This is a genomic window from Streptomyces sp. (assembly GCF_031178505.1).
GTDB classification, from domain to species: Bacteria; Actinomycetota; Actinomycetes; order Streptomycetales; family Streptomycetaceae; genus Streptomyces; species Streptomyces gulbargensis.
The window spans coordinates 1-10487 of the sequence record NZ_JAPSIW010000182.1; the positions used below are offsets into that span (position 1 = coordinate 1).

The 10487-nt window shown below is 70.5% G+C and carries 10 protein-coding genes and 1 pseudogene; 3 read left to right on the plus strand and 8 right to left on the minus strand.

Features of this window, described 5'->3' with window-relative positions; genetic code table 11:
• Positions 1-178: 178 nt before the first annotated feature.
• Both RIF68_RS14865 and RIF68_RS36500 read right to left on the minus strand, forming a co-directional pair.
• Positions 179-1063 (minus strand): hypothetical protein, encoded by an 885-nt coding sequence (locus RIF68_RS14865; protein WP_309051714.1) that lies wholly within the window; start codon positions 1061-1063, stop codon positions 179-181.
• 51 nt (positions 1064-1114) lie between these two features.
• The gene (locus tag RIF68_RS36500) at positions 1115-1288 is read right to left on the minus strand and encodes a hypothetical protein (RefSeq protein WP_375165701.1); all 174 of its coding nucleotides are present in this window, start codon (positions 1286-1288) and stop codon (positions 1115-1117) included.
• A gap of 412 nt (positions 1289-1700) precedes the next feature.
• Between RIF68_RS36500 and RIF68_RS14875 the strand changes: the two genes are divergently transcribed.
• The 3 genes from RIF68_RS14875 (at position 1701) to RIF68_RS14885 (ending at position 4790) form a co-directional block, all read left to right on the plus strand.
• On the plus strand, positions 1701-2705 hold the full coding sequence (locus tag RIF68_RS14875) for a tyrosine-type recombinase/integrase (protein ID WP_309051715.1): 1005 nt from the start codon (positions 1701-1703) through the stop codon (positions 2703-2705).
• Positions 2706-2709: 4 nt separating this feature from the next.
• A complete protein-coding gene (locus RIF68_RS14880; RefSeq protein WP_309051716.1) occupies positions 2710-3030 on the plus strand; it encodes a helix-turn-helix transcriptional regulator in 321 nt (106 codons plus the stop codon).
• A 431-nt stretch (positions 3031-3461) separates the two neighbouring features.
• Positions 3462-4790: a hypothetical protein gene (locus RIF68_RS14885; RefSeq protein ID WP_309051717.1), complete on the plus strand. Its 1329-nt coding sequence runs from the start codon at positions 3462-3464 to the stop codon at positions 4788-4790.
• A gap of 72 nt (positions 4791-4862) precedes the next feature.
• Here the strand turns inward: RIF68_RS14885 and RIF68_RS14890 are convergent, their stop codons facing one another.
• The 6 genes and pseudogenes from RIF68_RS14890 to RIF68_RS14915 all read right to left on the minus strand — a co-directional run.
• Positions 4863-5798, minus strand: a complete 936-nt coding sequence (locus tag RIF68_RS14890) for a hypothetical protein (RefSeq protein WP_309051718.1) — start codon at positions 5796-5798, stop codon at positions 4863-4865.
• 758 nt (positions 5799-6556) lie between these two features.
• On the minus strand, positions 6557-7009 hold the full coding sequence (locus RIF68_RS14895; protein ID WP_309051719.1) for a hypothetical protein: 453 nt from the start codon (positions 7007-7009) through the stop codon (positions 6557-6559).
• On the minus strand, positions 7002-7664 hold the full coding sequence (locus RIF68_RS14900) for a hypothetical protein (protein ID WP_309051720.1): 663 nt from the start codon (positions 7662-7664) through the stop codon (positions 7002-7004). The genes RIF68_RS14895 and RIF68_RS14900 overlap by 8 nt, the downstream gene beginning before the upstream one ends.
• Positions 7665-7789: 125 nt before the next feature.
• Entirely contained in the window at positions 7790-8113 is a 324-nt protein-coding gene (locus tag RIF68_RS14905) for a hypothetical protein (RefSeq protein ID WP_031023490.1), read from the minus strand.
• A gap of 84 nt (positions 8114-8197) precedes the next feature.
• A complete protein-coding gene (locus RIF68_RS14910; protein WP_309051721.1) occupies positions 8198-9745 on the minus strand; it encodes a ParB N-terminal domain-containing protein in 1548 nt (515 codons plus the stop codon).
• A 506-nt stretch (positions 9746-10251) separates the two neighbouring features.
• Positions 10252-10487 (minus strand): annotated as a pseudogene (locus tag RIF68_RS14915) (hypothetical protein); the annotation flags it as partial.

The following is a 10487-nucleotide window of genomic DNA, read 5'->3' on the forward strand; positions in this document are numbered from 1 at the left end:
CTCCATTCATGCGGGGCGCTCCTCGATGTGACGAACGTGAGGCGGTGCCCGGAAGCCATCCGGACAGGTTCCATAATACTTAAAATGGTGCGGGTGTCATCCCCTTTTTCCCAACCGGGTGGGAGCAGCCGCCCCTGCGGGGCCGGCCGCAGTCACGACCGCGCCCGCTCTGCCCGTGCTACGCGGCGCGCTGTTCTTCTGGCGGCCGGGCTTTGCGGCAGGGCCCCGGACCCTCGCAGCAGCAGGCTGTCTCCGGGACATCCCCCCGCCGCTCGCCGCCGCCGGGCCTGGTGGCGCGGCGGGCGAGCCGCCCGAGGCGGGCCCTCCAGCCGGTCGGCGTCGGCGCCGGCGGCGTAGGGGGATGGGTGAACACTGTGGCGTCCTCGACGTCCACCTGCACCGGGACCGTGCCGTCGGCCAGGAGCAGCTGCTCGTCGGTGGTGTCCAGGTGGACGGAGACCCGCACGGCCCTGGTGTCGGCGTCGAGGTAGGCGAACACGAGGACCCCGGCGATCTCGATGCAGGGCAGGCCCTCGTCGTCGGATCCTTCCATCGGGTGGAAGACCGCAGCGCTGTTGGCCTCCGCGCAGGCCTGGCCGTCCGTGAGGCTCAGGCTGTGGGGTGCGTCGCCGTGGCGGAGGACGTCGTACGCGCGCAGCGTGTAGTCCTCGTCGCACCGGTCCTCTACTGGGCCGTAGTAAACGCCGACAGCCGTCCGGTCGTCGGCGGGAGGAAGAAGGGGCACGCCGTCGGTGCCTGCCACGTTGCCCCAGCAGCTGCGTACGTGCTGCGCCAGTGAGGCCAGCGCGGAGGCCTCGTCGGACCAGAGCGTCACCTCCTCGCTGAGCCGGTCCCACCGGCGCAGCACCCACGCCCGGCCGGCCCGCTGCGCCGTGAGGGCGGTGGGGACGGCGAAGCTGAAGCGGCTCAGCCAGCCGCTGAGGATGTCGGCGGTCTCCGCGCCCGGCCATTCGCCGGTGCGGGCCTGGAGGTCGTCCATCAGTGTGGCCAGATCGATGATGGCCTCGCCTGCGGGCGTGGCCGGGTCTGGTGTGATCAGCACGGCGGGCTCCTTCACATGCGGTGTGCGGGGGGAGAGGGACAAGGAAGGTGGTCAGGACCCGTTCATGAGGGCGTTCCACAGGTCCATCAGGTGCTGCTGGCCGGGAGTGAGCGCCGCTGCGCGCAGCACGCGGGTGCGTAGGACGGGCACGTCGACGCTGATGCCGGCGGGCGCATCGGGCCTGCCGGGCGGGTGGACGAGACGGTAGGTCCGCGTGTGGATCATCCAGGCCTCGTACTGGTCAGCGGGGCTGCCGCTTCGCGCGGTGTGGCCTTCGTCGGGGGAGCGGGAGGGGCACGGGCAGGTCGGGTCGGTGCACGGGCGTCCGGCCGGGTGGCCGGCCAGGACCGGGCGGCGGCGGTAGTGCGTCGCGGTGCCGTTTACACGAACTCCCGCCGGTTCCCTGGAGCGTCCTTGTCGCTGGTGGCCGCGCAGGCCAGGCCGCGGCGGGTTCGAGGGACTGATAGGAGATTTTGGCATTCGGTCGGGATTCCTGAAAGTTCGCTGATATCTTCGACGCACTGTCGCTCCTGGTGAACTGAGTGGGGTCTCTGTGGTGTTAGCGACGGTGCGCTCGCTGGGTTCCCCGCGAAGCCTGCGCACGGAGCAGGAGTACGAGGACTACGAGCAGGAGCTCGTGGACCAGTACCTGCTGGCGTCCGTCGGAGCCGGGGTCGAGGACGTCACGATCGCGGGCGACCGGGCGGTCCTCTTCGAGCTGATCCGGTTCGTGGGCCGGCCGGTGTGGACCGTGCAGCCGGACGACGCCGACCGTTTCCTTGTCCACCAGCGCAAGGTCCGGGGCCTGGCGAAGGGCACCGTGCACAACAAGGCGGGCTCGATCGCCCAGTTCTTCGACTTCCTCATCGCCCGCTACCAGGGCGATGTGCATGCGCTGACCGGACACGTGCTGGTCCAGCCGATCGACGAATTCAACCGCCCGGCCAAGGCCGACTACGGTTCGCCGCGCATTCCGCCGTCCTCCTCGGAGGTCGGCGACCTGTTCGCGGCCTGGCGGGAATCGCTGCCGTCGGCAAGGAAGTACTTGCCGGCCGCTCGGGACTACTTCGCCGCATCGCTGTGGCGGCGGGTGGGGCTCCGGATCGGCGAGACCATGAAGCTCGACATCCGCGACTGGCGGCCCGACCTGGGCGAGTACGGCAAGCTGCACGTTCGGCACGGCAAGGGAAGCCGCGGCCGCGGCCCCAAAGCGCGGCTGGTCCCGGCGATCAACTCGGTGGACGCGCTGATGAACTGGTGGTTCACCGACGTGCGTCACCAGTTCGGCGACGACTACGCGGACCCCGACGCGCCGCTGCTGCCGAGCGAGCGCCGAGATCCGTACACCGGCTGGTGCCGCCGCGTGGGCGATGACGCTCTCCGCTCCGGGCTGGCCAAAGCCGTCGGGCTGTACTTGCCATCCTGGTCCGGCCGTCTGACGCCGCACGGGCTGCGACACTTCTGCGCGTCCGAGTACTACGCCCAGGGGCTGGACCTGAAGGCGATCCAAGAGCTCCTCGGACACGAGTGGCTGTCCACTACGACACGTTATGTCCATGTCCATGACGACCATATCGAACACACCTGGGCCGCGGCGAACGAACGGGTCGCCGCCCGGCTCGGGGCGAGCAACGGGAAGTGACACGGTGCGCTGGAACCTGCGGATGACGGCCGCGGAGCAAGGCATCTGGAAGTCCACCGAGATGCGCCGCCGCTTGGCGGAGGCCGGACTGGAGATCAGCGCGGGGAAGATGTCCGCGCTGTGGACCGGCACTCCGACGACCGTGCGCCTGGACGACCTGGACATCATCTGCGCCGTCCTGGGCTGCACAACGGGCGACCTGCTGATCCACGAGCCCGAGGTGGCGGCAGCCCGCTGCCCGGCGAGGCCGGCCGAGGCAGAAGCTGGCGGGACCAACTCGGTCACGCCTCGGCTCGGACGCAACCGCACGTTGCCGCCGGCGTGACCGCCCCGCGAACGTGCCCCGGATGCGGGCTTCGACCGGTTGCCCACCGCAAGGCCAAGTACTGCTACGGCTGCCGCACACGCGGTTCGCACACACCACCGCCGTGCCGTCGTTGCGGCTCGCCGGACTACTACACGGCCGGACTGTGCCAGCGCTGCCACAAAGGCGCGCCGCCGCTGCCCGACTCGTGCCAACGGTGCGACGCGTGGGGCCTGTTCAAGTCGACCGGAGGCACCTGTGACGCCTGCCGCGATTGGGCCAGACGCCACCCCGGCGAAGCCCCGTGCACCTCCTGCGGACGGACCGCGTCGCTCAACCCGGCAGAGGAGTGCCGCCTGTGCTGGCGCCGAAGCCGGTCCTGGGCACGCGATCTGGCCGACCCCGACCGCCTTGAAGCCGTCACCGGCGGCCACCAGCTCTTCTTCCACGGCATGGAACAGCGGCTGGCACTGCTGGTGCCGTCCCACCGCCGTCCGCCACCCCAGCGCTTCCGCACCCGCCGCACTCGCTCGCGCAGGCGTCCGGTCTTGCGACCGATCGCCCCTGTTGTCCACCGTCAGCTCGTCCTGTTCGACGCTCGCCGCGACTACGGGCGCCTGCGCATCCTGACGGTGCCCGACCCCGTCATGCCCGAGCTGCTGGAGTCCCTCGAAGCCAAGTGCCTGGACCTTGGCGAACAGCGTGGCTGGACTCGCGACCTGACTGGTGCGGTCAACCGTGCTCTCAAGGTCCTGCTGGCTACCCAGGACACCCCCGGGAGACCGGTCGACGCGACCCGCGTGGCCATGATCCGCGCACTCGCGCTTCCAGTCCGCCCGACCATGGAGGTCCTGGAGCATGCTGGCTTCCTGACGGACGACCGTTCGCCGGCCGTCACCGCCTGGGTCGAGCGGAAGACCGCTCACCTGCCCGCACAGATGCGCAGCGAGATCGCCGAGTGGGCTGACGTCATGCAGAACGGAAGTACCGTCACGCCGCGGCGTCACCCGCGTTCCCACAGGACAACTCGCAACCACCTCTACGCTGCCCTGCCCGCGCTCGACTTCTGGGCGACGACCCGGCGCTCGCTCCGCGAAGTCACTCGCGACGACGTTGTTGCCGTACTGCCCGCGGGTGGGACCGACCGCAGCGAGATGCTCTCCGGCCTGCGGTCGATCTTCCAGGTTCTCCACGGGCGCAGGCGCGTGTTCACCAACCCGACCACGCGGATGAAGGTCGGCATGCCCGAGCCTCGGACTCCGGTGTCGATGGACGTTCCGATGTTGCGGCACCTCGTCAACGATTCGGATCCGGCGAGGGCCGCCTGCGGAACTCTTCTGATCTTCCACGGCCTGCGTCCGCTCCAACTGCGCACGCTGTCCGTCACCGACGTCATCGACGGCCGGCTCGCCATCGAGGGCCGGAAGGTCCTCCTCGCGCCGCAGGCACGAGCCGCCCTGAAGGGCTACCTGGTCTACCGCGAGCAGAAGTGGCCCGACAGCGGCAACCCGCACCTGTTCATCAACCAGGCGACAGCCGGGCATCTCACGCCCGTGACAGGAAAATGGATCAACAAGGTGCTCGGCACCTCCGCCCAGGCCCTGCGCGAAGACCGCATCCTTGACGAAGCGCACGCCAGCAAAGGAGACGCCCGCCGCCTCGCGGACCTCTTCGGTCTCACCGTCAACGCCGCCCAGCGCTACACAGCCACTGTCGATCATGTCAGCTTTGCCGAGCACCAACGACGACAAGGACAGTCCACCGAGTCCACCGACTCGTGAGCCCATCGTTATACCTCCGGATTTCGAGGTCGCGCCCTGGGCCGACCGGCTGGCCGGCCCAGGGCTCCCTCGTCAGCTGGTCGCCTTCGGCTTCGGGACGCGGCAGGGACCAGGGCCTTCACAGCACGCGGCCTCGCCGAGGTTGTCCCACTGACAGGTCGGGCAGCGCCAGAGAACGCCAGCCTCGAACGCTGCCTCGCGGATTGCCTGATCCTGATGGTCATCGGCTGCATCGAGCAGCCTGGTCAGCAGATCCCGCTTGGGAGTGCCGTCGGCGCTGTCATCCAGCACCACGTCATCTTCGACTTCCACGCGCAGCGGCACGGTGCCGTCGGGACGGACCAGTCGGTCTGCCGCAGTGTCGCAGTGCACGGAGACCCGGACGGCGCCGACCTCATGGTCGAGATAGGCAAACACCAGGACGCCATCGACCTCGACGCACGGGAGGTCATTGCTGTCGGTCTGCGGGTGAAAGGCGGCGTTCCGATTCGCCCGCTCGCTCGCATCCGCATCGGGAAAGCGGTAGCTGAGCGGCACGATGCGGGTCGGGCCGCGCCTGGCGATGTCCTCGGCGTAGAGGTTGTATCCCTCGTCCGGCTGGTCGTCGCGCTCGGGCCCGTAGTAGAGCCGTACGGCCTCGCGGTCGTCGGTGGGCGGCTGCTCGGGGACGCCTTCCTCACCAACGAGGTTGTCCCAGACCCCACGCACGTAGGTGGCGAGATCGGCCAGCGCGGAGTCCTCATCACCATGGAGTGTCACCACGTCCTCGTGGCGGTCCCAGCGGCGTAGCACCCATGCCTGGCCCGCCGAGCGCGGGCTGATGAGGCTCACCGCTTCAGGGAGGGAAGGCTGCTGGCCAGCATGTTCGGCGAGCATGGCATCACGTGCGCGGTTGAGCATGTCCTGCTGGTGCTCGGAAAGATCGCTGGGGTCGATTTCCTCCCACAGCTCCACAGCCGTCTTCACGAGGCACTCGATGTCCAGCGGGTTGAAGAGTGCAGCAATCACAGGGCTCTCCTTGAAAAGGGGCAGCGAAGGGGCAGCAGTGTTGATCAGGATTCGCACTGACGATCGCCCCTGCTCATCGCGAGAAGAGCAGGGTGATCGGTCGGGGTTCTTTGGCAGGCGTGGCCGGTGGGTGAAGGGGCTACAGGTACCTGAGTGATCGGCGCCCAACTTGCAGTCGAACGGGATCGGTCGCCTACGGGCCCTGCCGCAGACGTGGGGACTCATGACGTGCCCCACGGGGAACAACCCGGGATTCGGGAACCCGACGGTCTAGGCTGGCCGTTACGTGCCCTACCTCGTGAGTTCCGGCGGATCAGTGCTTCAGAAATCGCGAACTGACGGGGGATGAGCATGGGGCAGTGCGCGGCGGTGTACGGCAGGCACTCGGGGTGCAGTGCCGGTTCGGGGGAACAGCCCTGGACGACGTCGGCCGGACGGACGATCAGGTAGCACCGCTCGTCCAGGGGCTGGCCGCAGATCTGGCACAGGCGCCGCAGGAAGGCTGCCAGGGCTCGTTCGGCGTCCAGGCTGCCGAAGGCGGCATGGCCGCCGTGGACCAGGGACACCCACGGCACGACCAGCCCGCCCGCCAGAGGCCGGCACGCACAGCGTTGGGGTATCGAGTGCATCTGTCATCTCTCTCGGATCGCAGGCGGGGCAACTGGGCGTCAGTTGCCGGAGGGTGACGGCCCGTCCCGCCCCGCCCTGCCCGCCGGACAGGGCGGGCGGGGCGGGCGGGGTAGAACGGCCGGGGGTGGTCAGTCGTGTGGTTGCGGGGCTGGCGCGGTGGGTTCGGCTGCCGGGTGGGGCCATTGCCAGTGGCCGTGGTGGAGGTCTGTCCAGCGGCCGGTGCCGTCCGGGTTCCACTTCACGCGCACGGGGCCCCAGCCGCCGGTCGGGTCGGTGCGGCGGATCGCCGCCGGGCTGCCGAGGAGGTGGGTACGCCGCAGGTTGCTGCCGTCCAGTTGCGGGGCCTGGCCGAGTTGGTCCAGGGCCTGTAGTACGTCGGCGAGCAGTGCCCAGAGTTGGTCGGGGTCCTGGGGCAGATTGCGGATGCGCTGGTTGGAGGTGACGATCCGGCGGGCGGCCTCGTCGCCGCGGCGGTACCAGGTGCCGCCGCCTGGCACCGCCCGCACGGCGGTGCTCAGCTCCTTCACGTCCGGGCTGGCCGGTTCTCCGGGACGGGTGAGGATGCGGAACGTCTCACCCATCCCCAGGTAGTACGCGGCTTCGTGCGCAGGCTTCAGCGGGCCGTTGTCCTGGTCGGCGGGTGACGGCTCGGGCAGGGGCGCACCGCTCATGTCGCTGGCGTACGTTCGGGCGGCTGCAACGGCGCCTGGGGAGATGACCATGGGTGCCTCTGCTTTCTCCAGGGCTGACGGGGAGTGGCCGTGCTCGACGGCTGGCATCGCCGGGCTCGAACCGGCGGCCTGCCGGCGCGGTCCCCCGGGGGCAGCACAGCCTGCTGCCCCCGGGGGCCGGTGTTCTCAGGAGTCGGCCGGGTTGGTCGGTGAGCTCGATGCAGGCGGCCGGGACCTTGGCGAGCCGGTACCGCTTCTCGCCGTCGGCGACGCGGAAGCGGGTGTTGCTCGGGTCGCGGCGCAGCCGCTCGGTGGAGGCTTCGTCCAGCAGGAAGTCGAAGCGGCTGCGCGTGCGGTTGGGCTGCTGGACGGTGCCGGTCAGCAGGCGCAGGCACGCCGGGGTGATCGTCGTGCCGATCCGGGCGGTGCGGCCGGGAGTGATGACCGGGCGCTTGGCGGCGTCCAGCTGGATCAGGCGGTTGGTGGCGGCCTCCTGGAGAGCGGCCACGGAGACGACGTCGGGCAGCTCGCTGATGAAGGCGCGGACCTCGGAAAGGGTGGGCATGGGTGTGTCCTCTCTCGGGTCTGTGGTGCGGGGGACCGGACGTGAGGCGCCCGGCGGGAACCGGCGCCACGGGTGGGCCGGGGCGGCGGGCACCGGCTGCGCGGTGCCCGCCGGGTGCACGGCGGTCAGCCGAGCGGGTAGAGCACCAGGGCGGCGCGGGCGTCGGCCGGAACCTTCGGGAACAGCGCGCGCAGCCCGGCGTCTGCCGCGAGTTCGCTCTCCAGCGGGTACACCTCACCGGTCAGCTCGTAGACGGGGGAGTACCGGCCGATCGCGTAGGTGCTGAACGGCGAGTAGAGGTTGCCCTCGGTGTCGCGGGAGAGCACGACCAGGGTGTCGCCCGGGAGACGGGCCCAGTCGTTGCCGACCAGTCGCCGCAGCACATCCAGGGTGAGCGGCTGGTCGCCATCGACCGGCTGGGCGGGATCGGCGGTGCCGGACTTGTGCATGACGGACTCCAAGCGGGTCTCGCTCGTGCGTGGGTGGGGGGCCGGGCACGTGGTGCCCGGCCGTGGGGTGATGTCCGGGGCGGCTCAGGCGGCGGAGTCGTCGCCCGGGGCCTCGCCCCGGTGCGCGGCGACGGCCTGTTCCTCGACCTCGGACAGCCGGTAGCTGCCCTTGTCGTCCTGGCCGAGCTTTTCCAGCAGCAGCAGGTAGGCGGCCTGTTCGGGGGTGGGGTTCTCCCACAGGAAGCTGACCTGCATGCGGGCGGCGTTCCAGCCCTTCGGGTCACGCATGTCGCGCTCGAAGGCGGCGGCGACGTGCGCGAACAGCACGTGGGCCATGCGGGCCTTGGACAGGGTCGCCAGCTCCGACAGCCGCACCCGCTCGAAGGGGCTGTCGGGCAGCTTCACGCCCAGCAGCTGGGCGACGTCCTCGGCCTCCTGCCGCTGCGCCCACTTGCCGTAGAAGGAGGGGAGGTCCAGCAGCACGGTCAGGGCGAACCGCCAGGCCTCCTCCGGCAGGGCCTTGCTGCCGCGCACCAGCCGGGCAACGAACTCCTTACGGGGCCCGGCGGCAGCCTTCCAGGCCCGGTTGCAGGCGGTGATGCGTGCCCGCTCGGCGGCCTTCTCCTCGTCCTCGGCCGTCTTGACTGGCTTCGGCTTCGGGCGCACCTTGTGACCGTGCTCGGCCGGGTCTGCGCAGTACCAGACGGGCTGGTGCTCGTCGTCGAGCCGGGCGCTGTGGCCGGGGCAGCCCTTGTGCCCTTTCTCGTCCAGCGGGTTGCCCAGCGGCGTGGTCAGCTCCGACAGCGGCCGGGCGGTGTCCTTCTCCCCGTACGGGCGGTGCGCGGGCAGCAGGGGCACGCCCGCCTTCTCCAGAGCCGCGACGGCCTTCCTGCGGGCGTTCAGGTCGTCCTGTTCGGCCTTGAGCAGCGCGAGTTCCTGGTCCCAGTGGCCGCGCCCGCCGCCCTCCTCCGCCTCGTCCCGGGCCAGCGCCCGCAGGAGACGGTCCTGCGCGCGGGGCACGTCCTCGACCTCGGCGAGCTGCGAGAGCTGTTCGAGGTCCATGCCCCCGGCGGAGGCCCGGCGCAGCGTGGCGTCATCGAGCTGCTGCGCACGGCCCAGCCGCTTGCCGGTGCCGCGCTTGAGGCCCAGGGCCCGCGCGGCCTGCTTCTGCTCTACCTCGTCCATCCCGATCAGCGACAGTTCGGCGGCTTTGAGGGTGTCCTTGGGGGACATGCCCTGCCGCTGGTGGTTCTCGATCAGGGACAGGAACCGCGTCCAGGCGTCCCGGCCGACCAGATCCGCGCGCACGTACGCCTTGATCTGCCGCCTGGGGTGGCCCTCCGCCTCGGCGGCGGCGTTGGCGATCTGCGCGGCCTGGGTGCGCCGCCAGCCCTTGAACGCGCCGTAGGTGCCGTCCGGGCGGGGGCGGACGCTGACCGGGTCCTGGACGCCCACGGCCTTGACGGAGTTGATCAGGTCGGTGTCGGGCTCGGTGTCCGTCTCGCGGGCGTTGCACTCGTCGCGCGTGATCGCGTCCGGGTCGAGCAGGACGGCGGTGAGGCTCGTCTCGTCGGCGTCGACCGGGGCGGTCTCGGCCGTCTCGGCGGTGGGGGACTCGGTGACTGTGGCCATGTCTGGCCTCCTTGTGCTGGGTTGACGGACTTTCAGCGGTGTCGGGAGGGCGCCACCCTCTCGACGTGTTCCATAATACTTCATGTTGGTGGTGGGGCAACTGAATTGCTCGACGCTGCCTAGCCGGTGGGAAGTGCAGGTCAGGAAGCCTTGCGGCGCCGCGCCGCATGTACGGAGCAGGCGTACACGGCGCGGCTTCCGCCCCGGAGGCGAGGGATGGCGGCCACCTGCTCGGTGCAGGGCAGGCCGCAGTCGACGCATCTGCGGTCGGCATCGGCCGTGAGGGCCGGCGCGAGCGGCGGGGGCATGGCGGGTCGGGGCATGGCGGGACCTCTCTCATGGCCGGGAATGGGGGGTCTGGGTGGGGCCAGCCGTCTGTGTGGAGTCGCCGCCGGTGGCCCCGGCGCGGGGCATCGGATGTAGCGAGTTTCATAATACCTACTGCTGGCGGTGGGGCAACGGGTTTTCCTGGCGCTGCCCCACCGCCGACGGCTACGGACCGGCGGTCAGGTGCTGATGCGGGTGACCGCGCGGGTGGGGAGGTGGACGCGCAGGATGTCCCCATGGTCGGGCGGGTCCAGTACCGCGAGCCGGTTGAGCGCCGCGGTCAGCTCGGGGTCGGCGAAGACCTCTTCCGCCAGCGCGGCTTCCCCCACAGGCACGGCGGTCACCGTGGTCCGGGTGGGCCGGAGATCCGGAACGGCCTCGGTGGCCGCGAGGGCGGCGACGAAGGGACTCCAGC

Excerpts from the sequence above, each read along its gene's own strand:
- RIF68_RS36500 (WP_375165701.1), bottom strand. The coding sequence starts at position 1,288 with ATGATCCACACGCGGACCTACCGTCTCGTCCACCCGCCCGGCAGGCCC.
- RIF68_RS14885 (WP_309051717.1), top strand. The coding sequence starts at position 3,462 with ATGGAACAGCGGCTGGCACTGCTGGTGCCGTCCCACCGCCGTCCGCCA.
- RIF68_RS14895 (WP_309051719.1), bottom strand. The coding sequence starts at position 7,009 with ATGGGTGAGACGTTCCGCATCCTCACCCGTCCCGGAGAACCGGCCAGC.
- RIF68_RS14900 (WP_309051720.1), bottom strand. The coding sequence starts at position 7,664 with ATGCCCACCCTTTCCGAGGTCCGCGCCTTCATCAGCGAGCTGCCCGAC.
- RIF68_RS14905 (WP_031023490.1), bottom strand. The coding sequence starts at position 8,113 with ATGCACAAGTCCGGCACCGCCGATCCCGCCCAGCCGGTCGATGGCGAC.
- RIF68_RS14910 (WP_309051721.1), bottom strand. The coding sequence starts at position 9,745 with ATGGCCACAGTCACCGAGTCCCCCACCGCCGAGACGGCCGAGACCGCC.